The sequence below is a fragment of the Streptomyces sp. NPDC019890 genome (assembly GCF_044903445.1).
In the GTDB taxonomy this organism is placed as follows: Bacteria; Actinomycetota; Actinomycetes; order Streptomycetales; family Streptomycetaceae; genus Streptomyces.
On sequence record NZ_JBJDQK010000004.1, the window covers coordinates 230,855 to 256,741 of the forward strand.

The window sequence follows — 25,887 nt, forward strand, 5'->3', positions numbered from 1 at the left end:
CAACGGGGGTTGAAACGTGAAGATCCGTCATGTCCGCGCCATTGCCGTCTTCGGCATCGCAGTCGTCGCGCTCACCGGAGCCCGCGGCTCCCACGGCGGCAGCTGCGGAGGCGGCAGCAGCCATGGAAGCAGCAGTAGCAGCAGCGGCGGCGGCACGAGCGGCGGCAGCCACGACAACGACGCCACCACGTCGGGCGGTTCCACCGGCTCCCTGACCGGCGGTGGTTCCAGCGCGCACAAGGCGGAGCGGGACGTCAGGATCGACGAGTGCAAGCTCGACGCCTCGGGCAAGAACCTCACCGCGAAGATCACTGTCACGAACAATGACTCGCTGACGTACGACTACGACGTGAGCATGCAGTTCAAGGGCGACCTCGGCGAGAGCGTCGACATGGCGATCGCCAAGGTGGACGACCTCAAGGTCGCGGCGGGTGCGTCGGAGACGAGCGTGGCGACGACGCCGTACACGGGGTCGGGCGACGGCTCCGAATACAAGAAGTGCGAAGTCATCAGCGCGACCCGCACCGCGGCCTGACCCCAACTGGGGGCTTCGCCCCCAGACCCCCAGTCCTCAATCGCCGGACGGGCTGAGATTCAGCCCCTCCGGCGATTGAGGAGCGGCCGGGGGCGAAGCCCCGGAAAGTCACCGCACCCGGTACTCGCTCCCGCGGCCCGCGAACCGCTCCGCCTGCCGCTCAGGCGACACGTTCCCGAGCGCAATCAAGTGCGGCGCAAGCCCCAGCGCCTGCGTCCTCGCCGGCTCCCGCGACGCCCACACCGCCCGTACCGTCCCCTGCACCGCCTCCGTCGGGTAGGACGCCACCACCTCCGCGGCTCGCACCGCCGCCACCGCCGCCTCGCCCGGGTCGGTCAGTTCCGAGACCAGGCCCGTCTCGTAGGCCCGCTGCGCGGAGATCCGTTCCGCCGTTCCCATCAGCGCCATCCGCGCCACCTCGCCGAACGGCATCCGCTGCGCCAGATGGATCGTCTCGTACGCGCTGACCATGCCGTACGTCGTATGCGGATCGAAGAACGTCGCCTCCCGCGAGGCCACCACGAACTCGCTCTCGCCGAGCAGATAGAAAGCCCCGCCGCAGGCCATCCCCTCCACGGCCGCGATCACCGGCTTCCACAGGTCGTTCGCCTTCGGTCCGATCGCGATCAGCGGATCGTCGATCGTGTACGGGGACGAGGGCTGCGGCACGTCCACCGAGCGGTCGATGCCGGTGCAGAACGCCGTGGTGCCCGCGCCCGTCACCACCACCGCCCGTACGGTGTCGTCGAAGCGGAACCCCCGCCACACCGCCGCCAGTTCGTCCGCCATCCCCAGATCGATCGCATTGTGCTTCTCGGGCCGGTTCAGCGTGACGAGCGCGACCCCGGTCTCCTTGACGGCCTCGACCCGGATGCTCATGCCCGCTCCAGCAGCCAGCGTGGGACCGTGACGCCGCCGTCCGCGAGCGTCGTGAACGCCACCTTCACCCCGGCACCGATGCGCAGCCGCGACGGGTCCACCGAGTTCAGCGGGGCGTCCGGCGCCGCGACCACATTGCCGACCAGACGGATGCGGGGGGCCTCCAGGAGTTCGACGACGACCGCGTTGTACGGGGCCTGGGCGGCGTACGCGGGCAGCAGCGGCGGATGGGGGAGTACGTACGACCAGATGCGGCCGCGGCCGCTCATCCTGCGCCACTGACTGTCGAAGGAGTGGCAGTGCGGGCAGCAGGGCCGGGGCGGAAAGCGCAGCTCGCCGCAGGACGCACAGGCCTGGACGCGCAGTTCGCCCTGTGCGGCGTACTCCCAGAAGGGGGCGCCGTCCTCGTCGACCAGCGGTGTCAGCATCTCAACTCCTCAGCAGAAGGGCCGAAGTGGGCACTCCCTCGCCCGCCGTGACCAGGCAGGTCGTGGCGTCCGGGACCTGCGCGGTGGAGCTGCCGCGCAGCTGCTTCACGCCCTCGTTGATGAGGTTGAAGCCGTGTACGTACGCCTCGCTCAGGCCGCCGCCGCCGGTGTTGACCGGCAGCCGGCCGCCGATCTCCAGCGCGCCGCCCTCGGTGAAGGCCGCGCCCTCGCCCCGCCCGCAGAAGCCATAGCCCTCCAGCGAGAGCGGTATGAGCGGGGTGAACGCGTCGTAGATCTGGGCGACGTCCACGTCCTGCGGGCCGAAGTCGGCCTGCTTCCACAGCTGTCGGGCGGCCGTCCAGGCGGGCCCGGTGAGCGGGTCGTCGTTCCAGTAGTTGACCATCCCGTGGTGCTGGGCGGGCAGGCCCTGGGCGACGGAGTGCACGTACACCGGCGGCCGGCGGCAGTCGCGGGCGCGCTCGGCGCCGACGATCACGCAGGCCAGCGCGCCGTCCGTCTCCAGGCAGTTGTCGAAGAGGCAGAGCGGCTCGCTGATCCAGCGCGAGGTCATATACATGTCGCGGGTCAGCGGCCGTTCGTACATCACCGCGGCCGGGTTCTGGTTGGCGCGGTTGCGGCAGGCGAGGGCGACATTGAAGAGATGGTCGCGGGTGGCGCCGTACTCGTACATATAGCGCCGCGCCAGCATGCCGATCTCGTCGGCGGGGCGCAGCAGTCCGAAGGGGCGGGTCCACTGGCCCGGGGTGGGGAGCTGGACGGCGGTGTTCTTCCAGGGGCGGGGTCCGGAGCCCCTCTTGCGGGAGCGCCAGGCGACCCCCACACTCGCCTGCCCGGTCGTGATCGCCGCGGCGAGATGGGCGATCGTGGCGCAGGAACCGCCTCCGCCGTAGGGGGCCTTGGCGAAGAAGGTCACATCACCGGCGCCGATGGACTTCGCGATCTCGACCTCGTCCGTCTCCTCCATCGTGTACGAGGCGAAGCCGTCGACCTCCGAGGGGTCGATGCCCGCGTCGTCGAGCGCGGCGAGGATGGCCCGGCAGGCCAGGGTCTTCTCGGATTCGGGGAGTTGTTTCGCGAAGGCGGTCTGTCCGATCCCGGCTATCGCGGTTGCGTCCTTGAGGCTCGCCATGTGGGGGAGGGTACAGCTAATCTGACGGGTAGTCAGCTACTGAGTCGGCTACTGCGGGGACGGCAGGAGGGCTTGCGATGCGCGGCGATCTGGAGTGGGGCACCATCCCGAGGCTGGTGCAGAGCGCCGCCGGACGGTACGGGGGCCGGGAGGCCGTCGTCGAGGGGCGCACCAGTGTCTCGTACGGCGAACTCGGCGAGCGCGTCGAGCGCGCGGCCGCCGCCTGCATGGCGTCCGGAGTGGAACCGGGCGACCGGGTCGCCATCTGGGCCCCGAACACCCTCGACTGGATCGTCTCGGCACTCGGCGCGGTCACGGCCGGGGCGGTGCTGGTGCCGCTGAACACCCGCTTCAAGGGCACGGAGGCCGCGTACGTACTCCGGCGCAGCCGTGCAAGGCTCCTCTTCGTCACCGGCACCTTCCTCGGCACCTCGTACGTCGCCTCGCTGCGCCGCGCGGAGGTGGATCTGCCGCACCTGGAGCAGGTCGTGGTCCTCGCGGACAGCGCGCCCGAGGACTACCGCACCTGGAAGGACTTCCTGGCGGGCGGCGACGGCGTCCCGGCGGCCGAGGTACGCACCCGGGCGGACTCGGTGGACCCCTCGGCCCCCTCCGACATCATCTTCACCTCGGGCACCACCGGCAGCCCCAAGGGGGCTGTCATCACCCACGCCCAGACGCTGCGCTGCTACGACGTGTGGAGCGAGCTCGCGGGGCTGCGCGAGGGGGACCGCTATCTGATCGTGAACCCGTTCTTCCACACCTTCGGCTACAAGGCGGGCATCATCGCGTGTCTGACGCGGGGCGCGACGATGGTGCCGCAGCCGGTCTTCAACGTGGACACGGTGCTTGCGAACATCGCCGCCGAGCGCATCTCGGTGCTGCCGGGACCGCCGACGCTGCACCAGTCCCTGCTCGACCACCCGGCCCGCGACCAGCACGATCTGTCCGCGTTGCGTCTCGTGGTCACGGGCGCGGCGGTCGTTCCGCTCCAGCTGGTCGAACGGCTGCACAGCGAGCTGCGGATCGCGACGGTGCTGACGGCGTACGGCCTCTCGGAGGCGAGCGGCATCGTCACGATGTGCCGCCGCGGCGACGCTCCCGCGACGATCGCGGCCACCTCGGGGCGGGCGATCCCCGACACGGAGGTCCGCGTCATGGCTCCGCCCGGCGAACCGGGCGAGGTGCTGGTGCGCGGACACCATGTGATGCAGGGCTACTTCGAGGACCCGCACGAGACGGCGAAGGTCATCGACGAGGAGGGGTGGCTGCACACCGGCGACGTCGGCGTGCTGGACGCGGCGGGCAATCTCCGTATCACCGACCGGATCAAGGACATGTTCATCGTCGGCGGCTTCAACGCCTACCCGGCCGAGATAGAGCAACTGCTGGGCCTGCACCCGGATATCGCGGACATCGCGGTGATCGGTGTCCCCGACACGCGACTGGGCGAGGTGGGCAAGGCGTACGCGGTACGGCACCGGGGCTCGACGCTCACGGCGGACGATCTGATCGCGTGGTCGCGGCGGGAGATGGCGAACTACAAGGTGCCGCGGGAGGTCGAGTTCGTGAGCGAGCTGCCGAGGAATGCGAGCGGCAAGGTGCTGAAGACGGAACTGCGGTCGCGGTCGCGGGCCTGAGGGTGCGGCTCCTTGCCGGGTGCCGCTCTCCCCGGTTCGGATCCGGACATGCCGCGGCCGCGACGGCTCCCCTCCGCGCCGTCGCGGCCGCACCCCGTCCGAGTGGAGTCCGGATCAGCCCTTGGGCGGGGCCGGTGCGTGGTGGTCCATGGTGGTGATGGTGCCGTCGGCCGGCGGGGCCGGCGCGTGGTGGTCCATCGTGGTGACGGTGCCGTCGACGGGCGGCACGGGCGCGTGATGGTCCAACGGGGTGGCGGCACCGTCGACCGGCGGGACCGGCGCGTGGTGGTCCAACGGAGTGACGGCACCGTCGGCGCTGAATCCGCCGACCGGCGGCGCGGGCGCGTGGTGGTCCATCGTGGTGAACTCTTCTGGCTTCTTCTCGGTGTTGCTCATCTTTCTGTCCCCCATGGGATTGCCCGACTTTACCGAAGGTGGCCTTCTGCCCGGCAACTCCCCCGAGGGTCGCCGGACAGAAGGCCGGGGGACCGGCTCACCCCCCGCTGAGGTGTGGGTCCCAGGTGATCCGCCTGCCCCCCGACGCGACGGATCGACTGCTATGGAGCATGTCGGACGAGCATAAACATTCGATGAACGTCCTGGCAGGGAGCTGTCACGCGGGCTGTCACGCCGCACTGAGCGGGGCGAGCAGGCCACGTACCTCCTCGGCCTCCGCTGCACCCGACTGCTCGTGCAGGAACAGCGCCTCGCGCCAGCAGGCACGTGCGCGGTCCGTCTGGCCCAGGCTGTCCAGCGCCCTGCCCAGCGTAGTCAGCACGTTGGCCCGGGTCCGGTCGCCGCCCATGCAGCCGATCGCGAGCGCCTGCTCGGCATGCTGCGCGGCGTGTGCCGGGCGGCGGGCCGAGAGGTGCGCCTGAGCGATTCGGAAAAGCGTGGTCCCCTCCCACAGACGCTGTCGGTTCGTCTCGAACTGCTCCAGTGCCTCGGCCAGCTGTTCCAGCGCCTCGGTGTGGCGGTCGGCCTGAGTGAGCGCAACCCCGAGTGCGTAACGGGCATTGGCCAGCCGGAGCGTGTGCCCGATCCGTTCGTATATCGCGATGCCCTGTTCGGCGAGCGAGATGCCCTGCGTCGTGTGGCCCATGGCGACATGGATGCGTGAGAGGTTGCACAGGGCACTCGCCTCGCACGGCAGGTTGCCGTCGGCTCGGGCCCCCTCCCTCGCACGGCGCAGATGGTCTATGGCCTCGTGGTTGCGCCCCTGGACCAGGGCGATGATGCCGCGGTCGTTGTCCGTCCAGTAGACCGGTGCCGGGTCCTCTGCCGACTCCGCGAGCATCGCGGCCTGCTTGGCTTCCTTGTCCGCCTCGTCGTAGCGGCCCGCGACCAGATGGACATTGGTCAGCGAGGTTCGCGCGCGCCCTTCCGCACGGACGTCGCCGGCGGCGCGCGCTGCGTCGAGTGCCGAGAAAGCCACGGTTTCGTACACCTTGGAGTTGGCGCCGGACTCCGTCAGGTCCTGTGCGGCCCACAGCAGGTCTACGGCACGCCGCAAACGGTCGTCGGTGGTCGACTGCTGCGCGCACGCCAGCAGGCAGTTCGCCTCGGTGTACAGCCAGTCCTGCGCATCGTGCCGGTCCGTGAATGCCAGGCCCTCGTAGGACGTGGGCTCCAGATGGTCGACCACCCGGTCGCCCGGGCGCTCGATCGCGAACACCTTCGCCGCTGTCGCCAGATAGAAGTCGAGCAGTCGCGAAAGTGCCAACTCCCGTTCCACCGGCGGATGTTCGTCGCGCTCGGCGCATGCACGCGCGTAGAGACGCACCAGGTCGTGGTAGCGATACCTGCCGGGCGCCGCCGACTCCAGGAGCGAGGTGTCCACCAGCGCCTCCAGCAGATCTTCGGTCTCCTGAGGCGGCAGGTCGAGTACGGCCGCGGCCGCGGCGAGCGACATGTCGGGGCCGTCGGCGAGGCCGAGCAGGCGGAAGGCGCGGGCCTGGCCCGGTTCCAGCTGGCCGTAGCCGAGTTCGAAGGTGGCCTTCACCGCGAGGTCTCCGGCCTGGAGTTCGTCGAGGCGGCGGCGCTCGTCCGCCAGCTTCGCGGCCAGTACCGAGACCGTCCAGGTGCGCCGCGCCGCGAGCCGCGACGCCGCGATACGGATCGCGAGCGGCAGGAAACCGCACGCCGCGACCACATCGAGGGCCGCCTCCCGCTCCGCGGTGACCCGCTCCTCGCCCACGATCCGGGTGAAGAGCTGCAGCGCCTCCTCCGGCGACATCACATCCAGGTCGACCAGATGCGCCCCCGCCAGGTCGACCATCCTGACCCGGCTGGTGATCAGGGCCGCGCACCCCGCCGTACCGGGGAGCAGTGGCCGGATCTGGGCGGCGTCACGCGCGTTGTCCAGCAGTACGAGGATCCGGCGGCCGTCCAGCGTCGAGCGATAGAGCGCGGCCCGCTCGTCGAGGGTGTCCGGAATGGCCGAGTCCGCGGTGCCCAGCGCGCGCAGAAAGGCGCCGAGCACGGTCTCGGGCTCGGCCGCGCGGTTGCCGGCGCCCTGCAGGTCGACGTACAGCTGACCGTCCGGGAAGTGCGGCCGGGCCTCGTGCGCCACATGGACCGCGAGAGTCGTCTTGCCGACGCCGCCGATGCCCGCGAGCGCCGAGACGGCCATGACGGAGCCCTCGGCGGTGGCGAGCTGGTCGCCCAGTTCGCGTACGAAGGAGGCGCGCCCGGTGAAGTCCGGGACAGTGGCGGGCAGTTGCGCGGGCCGGGTGACCTGGGGGGCCGAGGCCCGCTCCTCGCTCGGGCGGGCCAGCTCCGCGTCGGCCTGCAGAATGCGCTGCTGAAGCTGGGCGAGTTCGGGCCGGGGGTCGACGCCGAGCTCCTCGGCGAGCAGCCGGCGCGTGTCCGCGTACACGGCGAGCGCCTCGGCCTGCCGTCCGCTGCGGTACAGGGCCAGCATCAGCAGCTCACGCAGCCGCTCGCGCAGCGGGTGCTCGGCGGTGAGCGCGGTCAGCTCCGAGACGGCCTCGGCATGGCAGCCGACCTCCAGGTCCAGGTCGAGCCGGGTCTCCAGGAGTTGGAGCCGCCACTCCTCAAGACGGGCGCGCTCGTTCTCGGCGTACGGCCCCGGCACATTGGCGAGCGGCTCGCCGTCCCACAGCCCCAGCGACTTGTTGATCAGCACGCGGGCCTGTCCGCGGTCCCCGGCGGCGCGCGCCTTCTCCGCCCCGGTGGCGAGCTCCTGTGCCACCGCGAGGTCGAGTGAGTCGCGCCTGACCCTGAGCGCATAGCCGCCGGACTCGCTGACCAGGGCCTGCGAGGAGAGGACCTTGCGCAGCCTGGACGCGTACGTACGGACGGCCGCGAGCGCCTGGGACGGCGGGTCCTCGCCCCAGATCGCGTCGATCAGCTCGGAGGCGGTCGCAGTACGGCCGTTGCGCAGCAGCAGCGCGGCCAGCAGGGCACGTTGCTGCGGCGACCCGGACGGCAGGCTCTCCCCGCCGTGCCAGGCACGCACCGGGCCGAGCACACTGAAGCGCAGGTCAATGACGCCGCCCTGCACCGGAGCGCGCTGCTCCGGTACTCGTGGCCCGCTGTCACGGTCCATAGCTGCCCCCTGCCCCCGAACTGCCGGTATCGCCCTCGACAGTCTGCCCTGTGCGGGGCGGCCCCGTCAGCAGCGGGGCACTTCCTCCTCGCCCCCCTGCCCGCGTCCGGTTGTCGGCTAAACCACTTCTGACGATCTTCACCGGTCCGCTCCTCCGCTTCCCCGAGCCTTCTTCGCCTTCAGGGCGTCGAGCAGTTCCGGGGTGTCCATGCACCAGAGGGGTCGCCTGACCATTCCTACTAGCTGACGAACCGTCAGATCAACGCTACGGTGGAGCACATGGAGACCTTCCCGAAGATCATCTCGGTGGACGACCACACGGTTGAGCCCCCCAACGTCTGGCGGGACCGGCTCCCGTCGAAGTACCAGGACATCGGCCCGCGCATCGTCCGTGCGCCGCTGAAGGAAATGACCTTCATGGGCGGCAGGTTCGCCCCTGTGATGGGCGCGAAGGGGGACGAGGGCCCGATGGGCGACTGGTGGGTGTACGAGGATCTGCACCGCCCGTTGACCCGCCTCGACACCGCCGTCGGCTACTCCCGCGACGAGATCAAGCTCGAAGTCATCACGTACGAACAGATGCGTACGGGCTCGTTCAGCGTGCCGGAGCGCCTCGCTGACATGGACGTCAACCACGTCCAGTCCGCGCTCTGCTTCCCGACCTTCCCGCGCTTCTGCGGCCAGACCTTCACCGAGGCCAAGGACCGCGAGCTGGGGCTGCTCGGCGTGCGGGCGTACAACGACTGGATGGTCGAGGAGTGGTGCGGCCCCGAGGCGCACGGCCGCCTCATCCCGCTCACGCTCATCCCCCTGTGGGACGCGGAGCTCGCGGCGGCCGAGGTCCGCCGTAACGCGGCGCGGGGAGTGAGGGCCGTGGCCTTCTCGGAAATCCCTCCGCACCTCGGCCTCCCCTCCGTCCACACGGACGAGTGGGACCCCTTCCTGCGGGCGTGCGACGAGACGGGGACGGTGGTCGCGATGCACATCGGCTCGTCCTCGAAGATGCCGTCCACCTCGGCGGACGCCCCACCGGCTGTCGGCTCGACGATCACCTTCGCCAACTGCTGTTTCTCGATGGTCGACTGGCTGATGAGCGGCAAGTTCGAGCGCTTCCCGAACCTCAGGATCATGTACGCGGAGGGCCAGATCGGCTGGATCCCGTACATCCTGGAGCGCGCGAACGTGGTCTGGGAGGAGAACCGCGGCTGGGGCGGCGTGGCGGACAAGGTCCACCGGCCGCCGTCCGAGCTTTTCGCCGAGCATGTCTACGGCTGCTTCTTCGACGACGCCTTCGGGCTGAAGAACCTGGACGCCATCGGGGTCGCGAACGTCCTGTACGAGACGGACTACCCGCACTCCGACTCGACCTGGCCGAAGTCGAAGGAGGTCGGTCAGTCACAGATGGGCCACCTGGCGCCGGACGTGGTGGAGCGGATCGTGCGCGGCAATGCGATCGAGCTGCTGGGGCTTACGGCGGACGGACTGTGGCCGGGCCCCGGGGCGTAGCCCGGCGCCCTGGGGATACCGCGCCGACCGCGCTCCCAGCGCTCCCGGCGCGTGCGCCCCGGCAGGGACGGTGGTGGGGGTCTCACCGTGACTTTTGTCTGTGCCGCCGCCACCATGTGGGACATGACGCTGCCCCTCGCCGAAGCCGAGAAGATCCTCGCCGACAACTTCGCCCCCTGGGTGCTCGACCTGGGCCTGACCGTCGTCGAGGCCGGTGAACTCCACGCCGTGCTGCGGCTGCCGTGGTCGGACCGGCTGGCCCGCGAAGGCGGCGGAATCTCCGGGCAGGCCCTCATGGCCGCTGCGGACACCGCCACGGTGATCGCCGTGTCCTCGGCGCGCGGTGCCTTCGTCCCCATGACGACCGTGCAGCAGTCCAGTACCTTCCAGCGCGCGGTCGTGGGCGCCGATGTACTGGTCGACGCCCGGATCACCAAGCTCGGCAAGCGGATGGCGTTCGCGGACATCACGATGACGGCCGAGGGCTCCGAGCATGTGGCGGCCCGAGCCTCCACGGTCTACGCCCTGCTCGGCTGAGCCCGGCTGTTTCCTGCCCGAAGGGCCGTTGTCAGTGGCGGGGTGTTCAATCGGAGCATGTCCATCAGGCGTGAGCGTGCCAATGTCGATCCCCTCTCCCACCAGCCTCCTGTCCCCGACAAGGAGCTCGTCGTCAGGGGCGAGGACTGGTACGGCCGTGATCTGTCGGGGCAGAGATTCGCGCGCCACACCTTCTACGACTCCGACTGGACCGAGGTCGTCAACGACGGCGGCATTTTCGACGAGTGCACCTTCTCCGGGATCAAGTTCAACGCATCGCGGCACACCAATGCCGCGTTCACCAACTGCACCTTCAAGGGGTGCACGTTCTTCGACACCCGCTTCGAGCAGTGCAAGACCGTCGGCAGCCTCTTCCAGCGGTGCACCTTCAGCCTCTTCGCGGTGGCAGGCGGGGACTGGTCCTTCGTCGGGCTGCCGGGGGCCGATCTGCGCAAGGCGGTCTTCGAGGGCGTACGGATGAGGGAGGCCGATCTCACGGCCGCCCGGCTGGAGGGGGCGACCTTCGCCCGGGTCGATCTGTCCGGGGCGATGCTGCACGGTGCCAAGCTCACCGGGGCCGATCTGCGTGGCAGCGATCTGTCCTCGCTCGACCCTCTGACCGTCGAGCTCGCCGGGGCGAAGATCGACCTGGAGCAGGCCGCCGTCATGGCCACCGCGCTGGGGTTCGATGTGAGCTGATTCCGGCGCCCTGCGCACACCTCTTGTCTGATGGTTCGTCAGGTACGACGATGACCTCCGTCGTCGTAATTGACGAAGCGTCAGCTCAGGCAGGGAGGCGTCGCGGTGCATGTGCAGGTACTGCCCAAGGGGCGGCTGTCGTACGGGATGCAGCTCCCGGTCCAGTCGCAGAGCACCCTCTACGCCGAGCCGTGGGAGGCCGACACCGGCGCCGAGGATCTTGCCGAGATCGCCAGGACGGCCGACCGTACCGGGTTCGCCTACCTCGCGACCTGCGACCATGTGGCGATCCCGCGGCGGCTCGCCGGTGCGATGTCGACGGTCTGGTACGACCCGGTGGCGACCCTGGCCTTCCTCGCCGGGATCACTGAGCACGTCCTGCTGCTCAGCCATGTCGCCGTCGTGGGGCTGCGGCACCCCCTCGTGACCGCCAAGCAGTACGCCACCGTCGACCATCTCTCGGGCGGGCGGCTGATCCTCGGGGTGGGGGCCGGGCATGTGCAGGAGGAGTTCGAGGCGCTGGGTGCCGACTTCACCGGCCGCGGGCGCGTGCTGGACGAGACGATCGACGCGCTGAAGGCCGCCCTCGGGCCCGATGAGTACCCGCAGTTCAGCGGCGAACGGTTCTCCTTCAGCGGGCTCGGGCAGCGGCCCAGGCCCGTCCAGGAGCGGATCCCCCTCTGGGTGGGCGGCTCCTCGACCGCCGCCGTGCGCCGGGCAGCCGTACGGGGTGACGGCTGGCTGCCCCAGGGTGACCCGCGTACGAAACTCCCTGCCCAGATAGACAGGCTGAAGGCCCTGCGCCAAGAAGCAGGCATCACCGAACCCATCGAGATCGGTGCCATCACCGAGCCGCTGTATGTGGGAGACGCGAGCTGGGACATCGGGCGGCGCACCCTGACCGGCAAGCCCGACGCCATCGCCGAGTCGCTGCGCGCCTACGCCGCGATGGGCGTGCACCAGATCCAGATCCGGTTCCGCAGCCGGAGCCGCACGGAACTCACCGACCAGATGGCGGCCTTCGCCGCGGGCGTTGCTCCGCACCTGAACCGAGGAGAGTGACATGGGAAAGCTCGACGGACGCGTCGTCCTCATCACGGGCGCGGCGCGCGGCCAGGGCGAGCAGGAGGCGCGTCTCTTCGCGGCGGAGGGTGCGAAGGTGGTGCTCGCCGATGTGCTGGACGACCAGGGTGAGGCGCTGGCCAAGGAACTGGACGAGGAGCTGGGTGAGGGCACTGCCGCGTACGTCCGTCTCGATGTGAGCCGGGAGGCCGACTGGGCCGCCGCCGTCGCGGCCGCCAAGGACGCCTTCGGCAAGATCGACGGCCTCGTCAACAACGCCGGAATCCTCCGCTTCAACGAGCTGGTCTCCACCCCGCTGGAGGAGTTCCAGCTGATCACGCAGGTCAACCAGGTCGGCGCCTTCCTCGGCATCCGCAGTGTCGCGCCCGAGATCGAGGCGGCGGGCGGCGGCACGATCGTCAACACCGCCTCGTACACGGCCCTGACGGGAATGGCGGGCGTGGGTGCGTACGCCGCGACCAAGCACGCGATCCTCGGGCTGACCCGGGTCGCCGCGCTTGAACTGGCGGCCAGGAAGATCCGGGTCAACGCGATCTGCCCGGGCGCGGTGGACACCCCGATGAGCAATCCGGACGGCGTGGACCCCGACGCCGTGGCGGAGCTCTACAAGAAGCTCGTGCCGCTGGGCCGGATCGGGCAGCCGGAGGAGGTGGCGAGGCTGGCCCTCTTCCTGAGCAGCGAGGACTCCTCGTACATCACCGGGCAGCCGTTCGTCATCGACGGCGGCTGGCTGGCCGGCGTCGGCCTCTTCTGACTGGTCATCAGGTATTGACGGCGCCTGTGCGCGGTGGAACAGTCGACGGCATCGAGAGATCTGACGGTATGTCAGAAACGTAGGGACGGTGAACCCCCTTGGAATTCGGGCTCTTTGTACAGGGATACGTCGGCAAGCGCGCCGAGACCGACCCGCTCGCCGAGCACAAGGCGCTGATGGAGGAGACCGAGTACGTCATCCAGGCGGACAAGTCCGGGTTCAAGTACGCCTGGGCCTCCGAGCACCACTTCCTGGAGGAGTACTCGCACCTCTCGGCCAACGATGTGTTCCTCGGCTACCTCGCGCACGCGACGGACCGGATCCATCTGGGCTCGGGGATCTTCAACCCGCTGGCGCCCGTGAACCACCCCGTGAAGGTCGCCGAGAAGGTTGCCATGCTCGACCATCTCTCCGAAGGCCGCTTCGAGTTCGGGTCGGGGCGGGGCGCCGGCTCGCACGAGATCCTGGGGTTCATACCGGGCGTGACCGATATGAACTACACCAAGGAACTCTGGGAAGAGACCATCGCCGAATTCCCCAAGATGTGGCTCCAGGAGGAGTACGTCGGCTTCCAGGGCAAGCACTGGTCGCTGCCGCCGCGCAAGGTGCTGCCGAAGCCGTACGGGAAGTCCCACCCGGCGATGTGGTACGCGGCCGGGTCGCCGCCGTCGTACGCCATGGCCGCGAAGAAGGGGCTCGGGGTCCTCGGCTTCAGCGTGCAGAAGGTCTCCGACATGGAGTGGGTGCTGGAGCAGTACAAGACGGCGATCATCGAGGCGGAGCCGGTCGGTGACTTCGTCAACGACAACGTGATGGTGACATCGACGGCGATCTGCGCGCCGACGCACGAGGAGGCGGTGCGCATCGCCGCGGGCGGCGGGCTGCACTATCTCCAGTCGCTGGTCTTCCGCTACCACGACACGTTCCCGCGGCCCGAGGGCTTCCCCGTGTGGCCGGAGACCCTGCCCGAGTTCAACGAGGAGATCATCGAACTCCTCATCGCCGAGGAACTGCTGATCTGCGGCGACCCGGACGAGGTCCTGACCCAGTGCAAGCGGTGGGAGCAGGCGGGGGCGGACCAGCTGAGCTTCGGGCTGCCGATCGGGATCTCGCGGGAGGACACGCTGAGGTCGATCCGGCTGATCGGTGAGCATGTGATCCCGAAGATCGACACGGATCCGGTCCACAGGACGACGAGGTTCCGCGAGGCGTCGGGGTCGTAGGCCGGCCTTTCCCGAACTGGGGGCAAGCCCCCAGCCCCCCGCGCCTCAATCGCCGGAGGGGCTCATTTTGAGCCCGTCCGGCGATTGAGGACACGCGGCCGAAGGTCGCGTTCGTGGGTCCGGGGGCGAAGCCCCCGAGTCCGCGCCGCGCAGCAGGCGCGAGGGGTCTGGGGCTTGTCCCCAGTTACGGGATGGGGGTACCTCCCACGGCCGCCAGGCCGTAGGGGGAGGGCGGGTAGGGGGAAAGCCCCCCGCCCCCAGAGACCGGCGGCGGCCTCCCGGACCGCCGCCCCCCGCCCCGGCCGGAGCCCCCCTCGGCAGCGGCCTGCCGCAGCGGCGCCCCGGCCGGGGCCACGAACCATCCGCGTACGGAAGGGATCCGTCATGCTCGACCACCTCATTCGCGCCGCGACCGTCGTGGACGGCACCGGCGCGCCCGCGTACGTCGCCGACGTAGGGATACGGGACGGCCGCATCGCCCTCATCGCCGCCCCCGGGACCGTCGACGAGGAGGCCGTGACGAGCGAGGACGCGTCCGGGCTCGTCCTCACGCCCGGGTTCGTCGACCCGCACACGCACTACGACGCGCAGCTGTTCTGGGACCCGTACGCCACCCCCTCCATGAACCACGGCGTGACCACCGTCGCCGGCGGCAACTGCGGCTTCACTCTTGCCCCCTTGAACCCCGCCCGGCCCGAGGACGCCGACTACACGCGCCGCATGATGTCCAAGGTCGAGGGCATGTCCCTGGTCGCCCTCGAGGAGGGCGCGCCCTGGAACTGGCACACCTTCGGCGAGTACCTGGACGCGCTGGACGGCCGGATCGCCGTCAACGCGGGCTTCATGGTGGGTCACTGCGCCCTGCGCAGGTATGTCATGGGCCCGGACGCGGTCGGTGGTCAGCCCACTCCCGAGCAACTGGAGGAGATGCTCGGGCTCTTCCACGACGCGATGGAGGCGGGCGCGTGGGGTCTGTCCACCACCCAGTCCTCCACCCACTCCGACGGCGACGGCAAACCCGTCGCCTCGCGCCATGCCGAGCCGGAAGAACTTCTCGCACTGTCGCGCGCCGTCGCCGAGCACGAGGGCACCCAGCTCGAAGCGATCGTCGCGGGCTGCCTCGACCAGTTCAGCGACGCGGAGATCGATCTCTTCGTCGAGATGACCGTGGCCGCCGGACGGCCGCTGAACTGGAACGTCCTCACCATCGACGCCTCCGTCCCCGAGCGCGTCCCGCGCCAGCTGATCCCCGGCGAGCGCGCCCGCCGACGCGGCGGCCGGATCGTCGCCCTCACCATGCCGATCCTCACGCCCATGAACATGTCGCTCGGCACCTTCTGCGCGCTGAATCTGATCCCGGGCTGGGGCGAGATCCTCGGCCTGCCCGTCCCCGAGCGGATCGGAAAACTCCGCGACCCCGCCGTACGCGCCGAAATGCTCCAGCGGGCCGAATCCAAGGAGGCCGGCGTCTTCCGCCGCCTCGCCGACTTCGGCCGCTACGTCATCGGCGACACCTACTCCAAGGAGAACGAGGGCCTCAGCGGGCGGGTGGTGAAGGACATCGCGGCCGAGCGCGGGCAGGACGCCTTCCACTGCCTCGTCGACATCTGCGCCAACGACGAGCTGCGTACGGTCCTTTGGCCCATGCCCACCGACAACGACCCCGCCTCCTGGGAGCTGCGCCGGCAGACCTGGCAGCACGAGGACGTCATGCTCGGCGGCTCCGACGCGGGCGCGCACCTGGACCGGATGTGCGGGGCGCCGTACACCACCCGCTTCATCGGCGACTGTCTGCGCGGCCGCAAGCTCGTCGGCCTGGAGGAGGCGGTGAAGATGCTCACCGACGACCCGGCGCGCCTCTTCGGCCTGCGCGAACGCGGACGTGTGCACGAGGGCTGGCACGCGGACCTGGTCCTGTTCGACCCGGCACGGATCGAGGCGGGCCCGGCGACGCTCGTACACGATCTGCCGGGCGACAGCCCGCGCCTGGACGCGAAGGCGATCGGCATCGTGTCGGTGCGGGTCAACGGCGTCGAGACGATACGGGACGACCGGGTGACGGGCGCGGTGCCGGGCAAGGTGCTGCGCTCGGGCCGCGACACAAGGACGGTGTCAACCAAGTGAAGGGCCAAGTGAAGGGCCAAGTGAAAGGCCAGGCGAAAGGCCAAGCGAACGACCCACAGCGGCTGTACGCACAGCGGCTGTTCATTGCGGGAGAGTGGGTCGAGCCGGACGGCGGCCACTACGAGGTGATCAACCCGGCGACCGAGGAAGTCGTGGGGCTCGCCCCGGAAGCGAGCCGCGAGCAGGTGTACGCCGCGGCCGCCGCCGCCCGCGAGGCCTTCGCCGCCTGGTCGCGCACGAAACCGGAGGAGCGTGCCCGGATCCTCGACGCGGCCGCCGACATCATCCAGCGCGAGGCCGAGCCGTACGCCGCCCTCGCGCGCGCCGAGAGCGGCGCGACCACCGCCACCGCGCGCGGCATGCAGGTCGCGGTGGGCGCGGCCCGCTTCCGGCGGTATGCGAAGGGCGCGCTGGAGCCCGTGGAGCAGGCGCTGCCCCCGCAGATCAACGCCGCGGGCCCGATGGGGAAGGCGGGCGTTCTCGGGGCGCTCGCCGTACGCCGCCCGGTCGGCGTCGTCACCTGCATCACCTCGTACAACAACCCGTGGGCCAACCCGGCCGGCAAGGTCGCGCCCGCGCTCGCGATGGGCAACACGGTCGTCGTGAAGCCCGCCCCGCAGGATCCGCTCTCCGTCTATCGCCTGGCCGAGGCCCTGGCGGAAGCGGGCGCGCCGCCGGGCGTCGTGAACGTGGTGACCGGCTCCGCGCCCGCCGTCGGCGAGGCCGCAGTCGACTCCCCGGACGTCGACATGGTCAGCTTCACCGGCTCGACGGCCGTCGGGCAGCGCATCGCCGAGGTCTGCGGCTGCACTATGAAGCGCCAGTTGATGGAGCTTGGCGGCAAGGGCGCGGCACTCGTCTTCGACGACGCGGACGTGGATCTGGCGGTACTGGGCATCGGGACCACGTTCTCCTTCTACAGCGGTCAGATCTGTACGGCGCCGACGCGCGTGATCGCACAGCGCGGCATCTACGACCTCCTGGTCGAGAAGCTGACCGGCTGTCTGACGTACATGAAGGTCGGCGACCCGGCGGAGCAGGGCACCGTCGTCGGCCCGGTCATCTCCGCGGCCCACCGCGACCGGGTCGAGTCGTACATCGAACTGGGGAAGAAGGAGGGCGCGCGCCTGGTCGCGGGCGGCGAGCGCCCCGCGTACGAGAGGGGCTTCTACGTCGCCCCGACACTCTTCGCGGACTGCACGAACGACATGCGGGTGGTGCGGGAGGAGATCTTCGGCCCGGTGGTCGTGGTCGTGCCCTTCGACGACGAGGAGGAGGGCGTGGCGCTGGCGAACGACAGCGACTACGGCCTGCTCGACTACGTCTGGTCGGGCGATGTGGCGCGGGCGTTCCGGGTGGCGGGTCTGCTGCGGGCCGGGGGCGTCGGGGTCAACACCATCGGCCGCAATATGGAGGCGCCTTTCGGGGGCTTCAAGAGGAGCGGTGTGGGCCGGGACGTGGGGTCGTACGCGCTGCACGCGTACAGCGAGATGCAGGCGGTGGTGTGGCCCGGCTGAGGCCTTCCGCACGCCACAGCCGCGGCGGCACGCCGGTTCGTCTCCCCACCAAGGAGCCGAACCGGCGCTTCGTGCCGGTGATTTCTCCGGCGCTCAGGTACCGAGGAAGATCGGGTTGGTGAAGGCCGCGAGCGGGCCCGGCAGACCCGGGACCACCACCGCATGCCGCACCTCCGCCCGAACGTACGCCGCGTAGGAGGCCGTCGTACGCCACTCCACCGCCCCCGTCCCGGACGCCGCGAGCGCCGCCGTGTGCAGCACGCCCTGGTCGGTCACGAAGCGCACCGAGCAGTCCGGAGCACCCGTGACCTCCAGACGTACCGTCACCGGATCGTCGGCCTCGACGTGGAGTCGCTCGCCGATGCCCGCGTGCTGGCCGCGCCCGCCCGCCGCCGAGAAGTCGAGCGAGACCGCCTTCGACTCGGCGACATAGCTGCGCCCGGCCCGGATGCCGTCCAGGATCGCGTCGCGGGTGAGACTTTCGGCGAGGACGACGGTCTGCGGGGTGCCGACCGGGTCCGGGTGGCGGTGCGCGTCGCTGTTGCCCATCGCCGGAGTCCAGCGCCGTCCGGAGCGTACGGACGCGACCAGTGTGTTGTCCCAGGACTGGAGGGAGACCTCGTCGTCGGGGGTGTATGCGCCGTTCCACACCTCCACCGCGTCCGCCTCGCCGAAGCCGAACTTCCAGTTGCAGCCGATGCAGGTGGCGTGCGGATGGGCCGGGACGACCAGGCCGCCGGCGCGGCGGATCACGCGGGCGTAGTGGCCGAAACGGTTGTCGCGGGCCCGGTAGCGCCAGTCGACGAAGGTCCCCGGGTCGGTGCCGAGCGCGACCACGTGCCCGTTGCGCGTGGTGACCTCCTCACCCGTGAGGATCAGCAGGTCGTCGCCCGCCTGGTCGGCCCAGTGCGGGTGCGCGGCGTGCGTGTTGTGCTCGGAGGTGTTGATGAAGTCGAGCCCCGCGGCGCGGGCGAGCGCGGCGATCTCGGCGGGGGTGCGTTTGCCGTCCGAGTACCAGGAGTGCAGATGGCAGTCGCCGCGGTACCAGTCGCGGCCGCGCCCCTTGGCCCGCTCCGGCGGATAGACCGGCGTCGGGGTCTTGCCGGGCGCGCCGTACCGCAGCGTGATGGTGACTTCGTACACGAGACCCTGCGGCGCGACCGTGTACGGCCCCAGCGCGATGCTCCAGGTGCCGGGACGCACCGGCCCCGGGATGTAGCCGGGCGTCGCGTCGTCCGCGCGGATGAAGAACTCCGTACGAGCGCCGCCCGACCAGCCGCGGAAGCCCTTCCCGCCGAGCTCGGTGCCGCGCTCGTCGAAGATGCCGATGTCGAGGGCGTTGCCCTGGGTGCCGGCCGGGACGACCGGCCGTTCGTAGGTGTACGAGACGCGGAGCTCGCGTACACCGCGCGGGATCTCGACGGGCAGATAGACGAAGTCGGGGGAGCCGGGCGGCAGCGTGCCGCGTACGACCTGGGTGTGTTCGTCCTCGGTGTTCTCGCCGTTGCCCGGGTTCGGGGCGGCGTTCGCGAAGCTCACAGTGCCCAACGTAAGCGCCGCAGCGGCTCCCGTCACGAGCAGTCCGCGTCTACCCATCGCGTGTTGTCCCGCATGTTGTGCCGCGTGTTGTGCCGAGTTTTCGTCGTTGCACATGCCGTCGGCTCCCCAGGGTGTTGAGAAGGACAGGAGTGATGCACTCAAACCCTGGTATTGAGCAGTGAACGGCCGTACAAGGGAAGGGGGTTGGCAGGTTGCGTCGTTGTTGCGGGTACTGCGGGGTGCTTCGCGGACCGCCCGAGAACCTCATGCCCTGGCATGCTCCGCGACCGCCGGCACCCGCCGCACCCGTCGCTTGCCCACCTTGCTGCCCACCAGGCCCAGCAGGAAGGCCACGGGCATCGACACGAGGGCGACCGTCTGGAGCGGGAACCAGTCGAGGTGCCACTCAGGGAAGAGGGACAGGGGGTTTCCGGAGAAGACCGGGCCGGAGATCTGGAGTCCGATGGCGCTGAACAGGCCTCCGTACAGCGTCCAGAGCAGGCCGGTTCGCGTGTAGCCGCTCCAGAACAGTGAGTACACCAGTGCCGGAAGCAGGCAGGAGGCCGCCACTGCCAGGGAGAGAGCCGACAGGAAGAGGACGTTCCATCCCTGGACCCAGACCGCCAGAAAGATGCTCAGTAGTCCGACGCCGGCGGACGCCAGCCGTGCGGCGGCCACCTCTCGGCCCTCGGTTGTGCGTCCACGGCGCAGGACATGCGTGTACAGGTCGTGGGCGACTGCCCCGGCGGCTGCCAGCGTGACGCTCGCCACGACGGCCAGCGTGGTGAGGAACACGGCGGACGAAACCAGAACGACGAGCACTGCCCCGCCCGTGTCGGTGGCCGAGCCGCCCGCCAGCTCGCTGGTGAGCAGCAGCAGGGTGCTGTTGCCTCCCGGATCCGCGGCCATGATCGCCGGGGCTCCGATCAACCCGGCGGCTGCCAGGCCCATCAGCGCCAGGGTGAGGCAGAAGGCGCCGACGATGAAGATGGTGTGGCGCACGGTGCGGCGCGCGGTGGCCGCGTCGGGAGCGGTGTTGATATGCATGGCGACGTGGGGCAGGCACGCCGCTCCCAGCACGATGGTGATCATCAGGCCGATGAAGTCGAGGGTGCCTTCCGGCTCGGTGCTGCTTGCGAACCGGAGGCCGGGACGCATATAGCCGGCGGGACGGCCGCTGCCCACTCCGGCGGCGTCGACCAGGGAGTCGGTGCTCCAGTGGAAACGATGGAGGAGTACGGCCGTCACAGCCAGGGCCGCGCCGAGCAGCACCACCGTCTTGATCGCCTGAATCACGACCGTGCCACGCATGCCGCCGAACACCGTGGCGCAGACGACCAGCAGGCCGATCATGACGACGGCTGTCTGTTCCGCGCCCGGACCGGACACTCCCAGCAGCGTCGTGGTGGTCACTCCCGCACCGGAGAGCTGCACGACCAGGTACGGGACGCAGACGCTCAAGGTCACGACGGCGGCCGCGATTCGCACGGCGGGCCCCGGGGTCCGCAGCGCAAAGGTGTCTCCGAGGGTGTAGCCGACGCGCTCGCGCAGGGGAGTGGCGAGCAGCAGGAGCACCCCGAGTGACAGCAGGGTGCACAGGGCGATGAACAGGCCGTCGTAGCCGAAGACCGCGACGCTTCCCGTGGTCCCGAGCACCGTGGCCGCGGACAGGTACACGCCGGACAGCACGAGAGCCCCCCGCAGGGGACGCAATCTGCGACTGGCTGTGTAGAAGTCGTTGACCCGGTCTCTCTCAGGGCCACTGAGAACGCAGATGAACAGGATGGGGACGATGAACGCCAGGAAGCCCCCGAGGACCAGTGCGCGGGTGTCGGTGTCCAGGAGGTCGGGCGCGGCGAGCAGGATGTCAGTGTTCATCAGTACTGCTCCACGTCCTGCTCGTGCGGGGCGCGTCCGTCCTTGCGGCGGTCGTACCGCGCCGCCGTCCACAGCAGCAGGAAAACCTGGAGGAGGAGCGCCAGCACGCCGACGTTCATCTCTCCCCAGACACGGTTGCTGAGGAAGTCTTCGGCGGAGCAGGCGAGCACCAGATGTACGGCGAGGGCCAGGCCGTTGACAAGCGCGAAGCTCATACCGGGGCGGGGTGGCCGTGGCTGGTGATGTAGGTGGTGGGCGTGCTCGTAGGCCATGGCGCTCTCCTGGACGGGCGTGGGTGGTTCCCTGCGCTCGGGGCTCACCAGAGCACGTGTAACCAGGCCCGTCCATGCGCTGAGCGCGCGCTGTTGTCCGTTCCCAATGCTGCTAGGAGATCGATGTGCTGCTGCCCAATCTCTCGTAGCCGGTGCCGCTGTTGCCGAGTGCGACAGCCGGTCCGAGGAGCAGGTGGGCGTCGAGCGCGAGGGTCAGTTGCACCAGGTCGCGGGGGCGGGCGAGCACCAGTCCGGTGATCTGCTCGAAGCGGCGCAGGCGGTTGAGCACGGTGTTGCGATGGCAGAACATGCGCCGGGCGGCCTGGGCGGCGGAGCCGCCGTTCTCGATCCAGACACGGAGGGTGTCGAGCAGTGTGTCGCGGTCGGCGGGTTCCAGGTCGTACACGGGCCGCAGCACCTGGCGGGCCAGTTCGGCGGACAGGTCGGGACGCGAGATCAGCAGCCCGTCGGGCATGCGGGCGTCGAGCCGCGCGACCTCACCGTCGGCGCGGCACGTGCCGAGGGCGAGGCCGGCCATGTCACGCGCTCGGGGCAGGCTGTCGAGACCCTGGACGACCGGGCTGATTCCGATCCGGAGCCCGGGGCCGGCGTCCAGTCCGGAAGCGAGCGCGTCCAGTGGGAGATCGCCCAGATGGACGACGAGCACGTCGCTCTGTCCGTAGTTGTGGCGCAGGATCCGGATGCCGCGAAGCTCCGGGGTGCTTTCGGGGACGCGCCCGTACGGTGGCGTGGCCTTCAGCACCGCCACCGCGAAACGTCCGTCGAGCGGCAGATCGAGGATGGCCGCCGCGTCCTTGGTGAACTGGGGTTCGTTGCGGCCCTCCAGCAGCGCGGCGAGGATCAGCCGGACTCGTTCTCCGTGCCGGCTGGCGACGCCCTTGGCGACCTGCCGGTAGGCGTCGGCGAGCATGACGGCTTCGCGGTCGTTCTGCTTCCACACCAGCTCGGCCACATGCACGAGCTGACGCATGTTGCCGAGCCCGTCACGCTCCACCGTGCTGACGATTCCGCTCCAGACGGCCGAGCCGGCGACCCGGTAGGCGTGCAGCACCTCGTCGAGGGGGCGGCCCTGTTCCGCTCGTCGTCCGCCGAGCTCTCTGGTGTACCGCTCGACGTCCACGATCCTGCCCGGATCCAGGCTGACCTCCAGCCCGAGCCTGATGCCCAGTCCGACGGTCTGCCGCAGGTCGGGGGGTGCGAGCACGGGGTCGGCGTAGTACGGCACCTCGGCGCGGATCTGGTCCACGACGGAGTCTGCGAGATCCGTGCCGCGGTGCAGGAGGCGGCGGCAGACCCGGCCGAAGAGTTCGAGGGGCTCGAGTGGCCCGAGCGGCTCAAGCGACTCGAGAGGAGGGACGGGACTGGTGTACATGAGCCCTCCAGCGTTGGGAGGCCATCATGCTAAGCGGTTGGTTAGTCCGTGGCGGCGAATAGGCCAAACCGTGATGATTCCGTGCATCAGCCGGTATGGAGCTAGTCGCTGCTCCGCTTCCGGCGGGACAGCAGCAGTGCGACGACGACGAGTAGCGCGATGGCGATGATCAGGCCGATGACCAGCCCGGACCCGAAGCCCTTCTTCTTCTTTTTCTTCTTCTTGCTCTTGCGGCCCTCGCTGACGGTGGTGACGTCCGCCTGGGTGACGGTCGAACCGGCCTCGGGCGCCGCGGCCGGGGCCTTGTGCACCGCGGCGACTGCGGTGGTGCGGGCGGGCGACGAAGCAGATGCGGCGGGCGCACCGGCCAGCAGGGCTCCGGACAGCACAAGTGCCGTGGTGGCGATGCGCAGACGCATCATGATGTGGTTCCTCCCCGTGGTTGCCGGGCTCTCGGCATGTGGCACCGTACGGCATACCGTTGGCCGTCACCAGAGATGACGACGGAGGGTTCCGTATGCGGATCTCGACCACGATCTTCCTCACGGACGAGACGATCACGCCCGTACGACTCGCCCGCGAGCTGGAGGAGCGCGGCTTCGCCGGCCTCTATCTGCCCGAGCACACCCACATCCCGGTGGAGCGGGCGACCCCGTACCCCGCGGGCGGCGAACTGCCTCCCGAGTACGGCCGCACCCTGGACCCCTTCGTCGCCCTCGGCCAGGCCGCGGCGGTCACCTCGCAGCTCGGTCTCGGCACGGGTATCACGCTGATCGCCCAGCACGACCCGATCGACCTGGCCAAGCAGATCGCGACCCTCGACCACCTGTCGGGCGGACGTTTCACGCTCGGCATCGGCTACGGCTGGAACAGGGAGGAGGCCGCGGACCACGGCGTGGAGTGGTCGACGCGGCGGGAGCTGGGGCGGGACCGGATGGCGCTGATGCGCGCGCTGTGGGCGCCCGAACCGACGGCGTACAAGGGCGAGTTCGGTTCCGTACGGGCGTCATACGCCTACCCGAAGCCCACGGGCGGCGCGCCCCGCACCCTCATCGGCGGCGCGGCCGGACCGAAGCTCTTCGCCCACATCGCGGAGCACGCGGACGGCTGGCTCCCGATCGGCGGGCGGGGCCTTTCGGAGTCGGTCCCGGTGCTCCGGGCCGCCTGGGAGTCGGCGGGCCGCGACCCGGAGAAGCTGCAGGTGGTGCCGTACGCGGTCCTGCCGTCGCCGGGGAAGCTGGCGCACTACGCGGAGTTGGGTGCGGAGGAGGTCGTGCTGCAACTGCCGCCGGGGGGCGAGGCGGAGGTGCTGCGGGCGCTGGACGAGTACGCGCAGTACGTGTGATCCCCGGGCGCACCCGGAGCCTGCACGGTCCGCGGCCCGCCCGTCGGAAGCAGGGCAGCGGCGGACAGCGCGGCGAGGACGATGAGGCGTGGCGTCTTCATGCGGCCCGAGCCTGACGAGGGGGCGGGGGTGCGCCGGGGAGCCACGCGGTGGGGCTAGTCCAGAGGGAGCAGCCCCGTGTACGACACGAAAACGGACCAGGCGCCGGGAGCGACAGAGAGCTGGGGACTGTCGATGACCTTGGAGTCGCGGACGCGGATGGCGGTCGGGGAGGTGGCGACCTCGACGCAGGCGCCGCCTTCGCCCCCACTGTGGCTGCTCTTGAACCAGCGGAACTGCTCGGTGTTCATAGCTCTCCCAGCACCTTCTCGATCAGGGACAGAGACTCCCGTGGGGTGAGAGCCCGCGCCCGGATGATCCCATAGCGTTCGGCGAAGACGCGGACTTCTTCCGGATCGGTGATCAGCCGGGAGTAGCCCTGTACCTCTGTGTACGCCACCTGCTGCCGCCCTTTGGGAGCCAACAGAATGAACGCACCGTCCATGTTCGGGTGTTCCTCTTGATCATTTGGCATCACCTGTAGCTCCACGGTCCGAAGCCGTCCAACGTGAAGCAGCCGACGCAACTGGTGCTTGTGAACGGCACGTCCGCCGATCGGGCGCCGCAGTACGGCCTCCTCCAGCACGTAACTGAACGTTGGGGCGGGCCAGCGCTGGAAAATCTGCTGCCTGGCCATCCGGTCGGCCACGCGCTTCTCGATGGTCTCCTCATCGAGCAACGGTCGTCGTTGTGTGAAGATCGCTCGCGCATAGTCTTCAGTCTGAAGCAGACCAGGAACGGCCTGATTGCTGTAGTCATGCAGCCCGACTGACTCCGCCTCAGCCCGCGCATAGTCCCGGAACCAGTCCGGATGCCGCGTCCGCGCCTTGCTCTGGGCCTCCCGTACGTCCTCGACGGCGGCCTTCAGTACGCCACCGGCGGTCAGCAACTCATCCACCCGCTCAAGAAAGTCGGGCTGCGGCGTCCGTACCCCCCGCTCGATCGCCGAGATCAGATCCTCACCACAGTGCGCGGCAACCCCCAACTCACGCTGGCTCAGCCCGGCCTGCTCCCGCAGGACCTTGATCTGCTTGCCGAGAGCCCTGAAGAGATGCGCCGTGCCGTCCACTTCAGCCGGCCGCTCCGGCCGCTCTTCCGTCATGCCGTACCGCCTTCTCGGTCACGGCCGACGTTCCGTACAGCCCGCCGTCCGTACCCGTACAGTTACCCAGAGTCGCGATATCACTCCTGGTCAGGGTACGGCGAACCGGCCACGCTCAGTGACGTGAAAGCTGAAACCACCACCCCCACGACCGATTTCACCCAGCGCTTCACGGCTACACGCCAGGGCGCTCGCCTCGCCCGTCACCTGGCCGTCCATCAACTCGACGGTTGGGGTGTCCCGTACGGGAGCGGCCTCTCTGACTCCGCGGCCCTTATTGTGGCGGAACTCGCGGCAAACGCTGTCACCCACGCCCGCGTCCGGGGCCGCGACTTTGAACTCCGCCTGGCGCTCACCGCGACGACGCTCCGCATCGAGGTCTCGGACGCCCGCGGAGACCGCGAACCCGAGCCAAGCCGGCCCGCCTCCGACTCTGAGACGGGCCGTGGCATTCAACTCGTCGAGGCGCTCGCCGCGACGTGGGGCACGAAGGACCGCGTCATCGGCAAGACGGTCTGGGCGGAACGGTCGCTGTCGTGAGCTCGGCGCCTCGTTGATCCAGTGGATGTGAATCAGCGACGTGCCTTACGACTAACCCGCTGTGTCGCTCATT

At 69.9% G+C, this 25,887-nt stretch carries 24 protein-coding genes; 12 read left to right on the forward strand and 12 right to left on the reverse strand.

The genetic code is table 11. The features are described 5' to 3' along the window. The first annotated feature begins 16 nt into the window (after nt 1-16). On the forward strand, nt 17-535 hold the full coding sequence (locus ACI2LP_RS13385; RefSeq protein WP_404724655.1) for a hypothetical protein: 519 nt from the start codon (nt 17-19) through the stop codon (nt 533-535). A gap of 108 nt (nt 536-643) precedes the next feature. Here ACI2LP_RS13385 and ACI2LP_RS13390 read toward each other — a convergent pair whose 3' ends face one another. The 3 genes from ACI2LP_RS13390 to ACI2LP_RS13400 are packed head-to-tail and all read right to left on the reverse strand — an operon-like array spanning nt 644 to nt 2,992. Next, nucleotides 644-1,414, reverse strand: a complete 771-nt coding sequence (locus tag ACI2LP_RS13390) for an enoyl-CoA hydratase/isomerase family protein (protein WP_404724656.1) — start codon at nt 1,412-1,414, stop codon at nt 644-646. Further along, the gene (locus ACI2LP_RS13395; protein ID WP_404724657.1) at nt 1,411-1,842 is read right to left on the reverse strand and encodes a Zn-ribbon domain-containing OB-fold protein; all 432 of its coding nucleotides are present in this window, start codon (nt 1,840-1,842) and stop codon (nt 1,411-1,413) included. The genes ACI2LP_RS13390 and ACI2LP_RS13395 overlap by 4 nt, the downstream gene beginning before the upstream one ends. Nucleotide 1,843: 1 nt before the next feature. Continuing rightward, on the reverse strand, nt 1,844-2,992 hold the full coding sequence (locus tag ACI2LP_RS13400) for a lipid-transfer protein (protein WP_404724658.1): 1,149 nt from the start codon (nt 2,990-2,992) through the stop codon (nt 1,844-1,846). A gap of 77 nt (nt 2,993-3,069) precedes the next feature. Between ACI2LP_RS13400 and ACI2LP_RS13405 the strand changes: the two genes are divergently transcribed. Next, entirely contained in the window at nt 3,070-4,632 is a 1,563-nt protein-coding gene (locus ACI2LP_RS13405) for a FadD3 family acyl-CoA ligase (protein WP_404724659.1), read from the forward strand. Between the two features lie 114 nt (nt 4,633-4,746). Here ACI2LP_RS13405 and ACI2LP_RS13410 read toward each other — a convergent pair whose 3' ends face one another. After that, nucleotides 4,747-5,028, reverse strand: coding sequence for a hypothetical protein (locus ACI2LP_RS13410; RefSeq protein WP_404724660.1), 282 nt, complete (start codon nt 5,026-5,028; stop codon nt 4,747-4,749). A gap of 229 nt (nt 5,029-5,257) precedes the next feature. Then, the gene (locus ACI2LP_RS13415) at nt 5,258-8,203 is read right to left on the reverse strand and encodes an AfsR/SARP family transcriptional regulator (RefSeq protein ID WP_404724661.1); all 2,946 of its coding nucleotides are present in this window, start codon (nt 8,201-8,203) and stop codon (nt 5,258-5,260) included. 279 nt (nt 8,204-8,482) lie between these two features. On the opposite strand from ACI2LP_RS13415, the gene ACI2LP_RS13420 reads away from it, so the two are divergent. The 8 genes from ACI2LP_RS13420 (at nt 8,483) to ACI2LP_RS13455 (ending at nt 17,646) form a co-directional block, all read left to right on the forward strand. Continuing rightward, nucleotides 8,483-9,709 carry an amidohydrolase family protein gene (locus ACI2LP_RS13420; protein WP_404724662.1) on the forward strand — a complete coding sequence of 409 codons (1,227 nt, stop codon included), beginning with the start codon at nt 8,483-8,485 and terminating at the stop codon, nt 9,707-9,709. Nucleotides 9,710-9,832: 123 nt separating this feature from the next. After that, nucleotides 9,833-10,246: a PaaI family thioesterase gene (locus tag ACI2LP_RS13425; RefSeq protein ID WP_404724663.1), complete on the forward strand. Its 414-nt coding sequence runs from the start codon at nt 9,833-9,835 to the stop codon at nt 10,244-10,246. Between the two features lie 57 nt (nt 10,247-10,303). Further along, nucleotides 10,304-10,945: a pentapeptide repeat-containing protein gene (locus ACI2LP_RS13430; RefSeq protein ID WP_404724664.1), complete on the forward strand. Its 642-nt coding sequence runs from the start codon at nt 10,304-10,306 to the stop codon at nt 10,943-10,945. Nucleotides 10,946-11,092: 147 nt separating this feature from the next. Beyond that, a complete protein-coding gene (locus tag ACI2LP_RS13435) occupies nt 11,093-12,007 on the forward strand; it encodes an LLM class F420-dependent oxidoreductase (RefSeq protein WP_404724929.1) in 915 nt (304 codons plus the stop codon). A gap of 1 nt (nt 12,008) precedes the next feature. Next, nucleotides 12,009-12,782: an SDR family NAD(P)-dependent oxidoreductase gene (locus ACI2LP_RS13440; protein WP_404724665.1), complete on the forward strand. Its 774-nt coding sequence runs from the start codon at nt 12,009-12,011 to the stop codon at nt 12,780-12,782. Nucleotides 12,783-12,880: 98 nt separating this feature from the next. Continuing rightward, entirely contained in the window at nt 12,881-14,005 is a 1,125-nt protein-coding gene (locus ACI2LP_RS13445) for an LLM class flavin-dependent oxidoreductase (RefSeq protein ID WP_360867715.1), read from the forward strand. 384 nt (nt 14,006-14,389) lie between these two features. Beyond that, nucleotides 14,390-16,129, forward strand: coding sequence for an amidohydrolase family protein (locus ACI2LP_RS13450; RefSeq protein WP_404724666.1), 1,740 nt, complete (start codon nt 14,390-14,392; stop codon nt 16,127-16,129). Between the two features lie 20 nt (nt 16,130-16,149). Further along, nucleotides 16,150-17,646: an aldehyde dehydrogenase family protein gene (locus ACI2LP_RS13455; RefSeq protein WP_404724667.1), complete on the forward strand. Its 1,497-nt coding sequence runs from the start codon at nt 16,150-16,152 to the stop codon at nt 17,644-17,646. 93 nt (nt 17,647-17,739) lie between these two features. Here the strand turns inward: ACI2LP_RS13455 and ACI2LP_RS13460 are convergent, their stop codons facing one another. The 5 genes from ACI2LP_RS13460 to ACI2LP_RS13480 all read right to left on the reverse strand — a co-directional run bounded on the left by ACI2LP_RS13460 (nt 17,740) and on the right by ACI2LP_RS13480 (nt 23,150). After that, nucleotides 17,740-19,299: a CehA/McbA family metallohydrolase gene (locus ACI2LP_RS13460; protein ID WP_404724668.1), complete on the reverse strand. Its 1,560-nt coding sequence runs from the start codon at nt 19,297-19,299 to the stop codon at nt 17,740-17,742. Nucleotides 19,300-19,449: 150 nt separating this feature from the next. Continuing rightward, nucleotides 19,450-21,063, reverse strand: a complete 1,614-nt coding sequence (locus tag ACI2LP_RS13465) for a cation acetate symporter (RefSeq protein ID WP_404724669.1) — start codon at nt 21,061-21,063, stop codon at nt 19,450-19,452. Then, entirely contained in the window at nt 21,063-21,278 is a 216-nt protein-coding gene (locus ACI2LP_RS13470) for a hypothetical protein (RefSeq protein ID WP_404724670.1), read from the reverse strand. Before ACI2LP_RS13470 ends, ACI2LP_RS13465 begins: the two co-directional genes overlap by 1 nt. 169 nt (nt 21,279-21,447) lie before the next feature. After that, the gene (locus tag ACI2LP_RS13475) at nt 21,448-22,728 is read right to left on the reverse strand and encodes a PucR family transcriptional regulator (protein ID WP_404724671.1); all 1,281 of its coding nucleotides are present in this window, start codon (nt 22,726-22,728) and stop codon (nt 21,448-21,450) included. A gap of 101 nt (nt 22,729-22,829) precedes the next feature. Beyond that, nucleotides 22,830-23,150 (reverse strand): hypothetical protein, encoded by a 321-nt coding sequence (locus tag ACI2LP_RS13480; RefSeq protein WP_404724672.1) that lies wholly within the window; start codon nt 23,148-23,150, stop codon nt 22,830-22,832. A gap of 95 nt (nt 23,151-23,245) precedes the next feature. On the opposite strand from ACI2LP_RS13480, the gene ACI2LP_RS13485 reads away from it, so the two are divergent. Then, complete coding sequence (locus tag ACI2LP_RS13485; RefSeq protein WP_404724673.1) at nt 23,246-24,073, forward strand: LLM class F420-dependent oxidoreductase; 828 nt, start codon at nt 23,246-23,248, stop codon at nt 24,071-24,073. A gap of 155 nt (nt 24,074-24,228) precedes the next feature. On the opposite strand, the gene ACI2LP_RS13490 is transcribed toward ACI2LP_RS13485, so the two are convergent. Both ACI2LP_RS13490 and ACI2LP_RS13495 read right to left on the reverse strand, forming a co-directional pair. After that, a complete protein-coding gene (locus ACI2LP_RS13490) occupies nt 24,229-24,423 on the reverse strand; it encodes a DUF397 domain-containing protein (protein WP_404724674.1) in 195 nt (64 codons plus the stop codon). Further along, nucleotides 24,420-25,274, reverse strand: a complete 855-nt coding sequence (locus ACI2LP_RS13495) for a Scr1 family TA system antitoxin-like transcriptional regulator (protein WP_404724675.1) — start codon at nt 25,272-25,274, stop codon at nt 24,420-24,422. Before ACI2LP_RS13495 ends, ACI2LP_RS13490 begins: the two co-directional genes overlap by 4 nt. 123 nt (nt 25,275-25,397) lie before the next feature. On the opposite strand from ACI2LP_RS13495, the gene ACI2LP_RS13500 reads away from it, so the two are divergent. Next, nucleotides 25,398-25,814 carry an ATP-binding protein gene (locus ACI2LP_RS13500; RefSeq protein WP_404724676.1) on the forward strand — a complete coding sequence of 139 codons (417 nt, stop codon included), beginning with the start codon at nt 25,398-25,400 and terminating at the stop codon, nt 25,812-25,814. Nucleotides 25,815-25,887: the final 73 nt, after the last annotated feature.

Excerpts from the sequence above, each read along its gene's own strand:
- ACI2LP_RS13390 (WP_404724656.1), bottom strand. The coding sequence starts at position 1,414 with ATGAGCATCCGGGTCGAGGCCGTCAAGGAGACCGGGGTCGCGCTCGTC.
- ACI2LP_RS13395 (WP_404724657.1), bottom strand. The coding sequence starts at position 1,842 with ATGCTGACACCGCTGGTCGACGAGGACGGCGCCCCCTTCTGGGAGTAC.
- ACI2LP_RS13400 (WP_404724658.1), bottom strand. The coding sequence starts at position 2,992 with ATGGCGAGCCTCAAGGACGCAACCGCGATAGCCGGGATCGGACAGACC.
- ACI2LP_RS13405 (WP_404724659.1), top strand. The coding sequence starts at position 3,070 with ATGCGCGGCGATCTGGAGTGGGGCACCATCCCGAGGCTGGTGCAGAGC.
- ACI2LP_RS13410 (WP_404724660.1), bottom strand. The coding sequence starts at position 5,028 with ATGAGCAACACCGAGAAGAAGCCAGAAGAGTTCACCACGATGGACCAC.
- ACI2LP_RS13415 (WP_404724661.1), bottom strand. The coding sequence starts at position 8,203 with ATGGACCGTGACAGCGGGCCACGAGTACCGGAGCAGCGCGCTCCGGTG.
- ACI2LP_RS13420 (WP_404724662.1), top strand. The coding sequence starts at position 8,483 with ATGGAGACCTTCCCGAAGATCATCTCGGTGGACGACCACACGGTTGAG.
- ACI2LP_RS13425 (WP_404724663.1), top strand. The coding sequence starts at position 9,833 with ATGACGCTGCCCCTCGCCGAAGCCGAGAAGATCCTCGCCGACAACTTC.
- ACI2LP_RS13430 (WP_404724664.1), top strand. The coding sequence starts at position 10,304 with ATGTCCATCAGGCGTGAGCGTGCCAATGTCGATCCCCTCTCCCACCAG.
- ACI2LP_RS13435 (WP_404724929.1), top strand. The coding sequence starts at position 11,093 with ATGCAGCTCCCGGTCCAGTCGCAGAGCACCCTCTACGCCGAGCCGTGG.
- ACI2LP_RS13440 (WP_404724665.1), top strand. The coding sequence starts at position 12,009 with ATGGGAAAGCTCGACGGACGCGTCGTCCTCATCACGGGCGCGGCGCGC.
- ACI2LP_RS13450 (WP_404724666.1), top strand. The coding sequence starts at position 14,390 with ATGCTCGACCACCTCATTCGCGCCGCGACCGTCGTGGACGGCACCGGC.
- ACI2LP_RS13460 (WP_404724668.1), bottom strand. The coding sequence starts at position 19,299 with ATGTGCAACGACGAAAACTCGGCACAACACGCGGCACAACATGCGGGA.
- ACI2LP_RS13465 (WP_404724669.1), bottom strand. The coding sequence starts at position 21,063 with ATGAACACTGACATCCTGCTCGCCGCGCCCGACCTCCTGGACACCGAC.
- ACI2LP_RS13470 (WP_404724670.1), bottom strand. The coding sequence starts at position 21,278 with ATGAGCTTCGCGCTTGTCAACGGCCTGGCCCTCGCCGTACATCTGGTG.
- ACI2LP_RS13475 (WP_404724671.1), bottom strand. The coding sequence starts at position 22,728 with ATGTACACCAGTCCCGTCCCTCCTCTCGAGTCGCTTGAGCCGCTCGGG.
- ACI2LP_RS13480 (WP_404724672.1), bottom strand. The coding sequence starts at position 23,150 with ATGATGCGTCTGCGCATCGCCACCACGGCACTTGTGCTGTCCGGAGCC.
- ACI2LP_RS13485 (WP_404724673.1), top strand. The coding sequence starts at position 23,246 with ATGCGGATCTCGACCACGATCTTCCTCACGGACGAGACGATCACGCCC.
- ACI2LP_RS13490 (WP_404724674.1), bottom strand. The coding sequence starts at position 24,423 with ATGAACACCGAGCAGTTCCGCTGGTTCAAGAGCAGCCACAGTGGGGGC.
- ACI2LP_RS13495 (WP_404724675.1), bottom strand. The coding sequence starts at position 25,274 with ATGACGGAAGAGCGGCCGGAGCGGCCGGCTGAAGTGGACGGCACGGCG.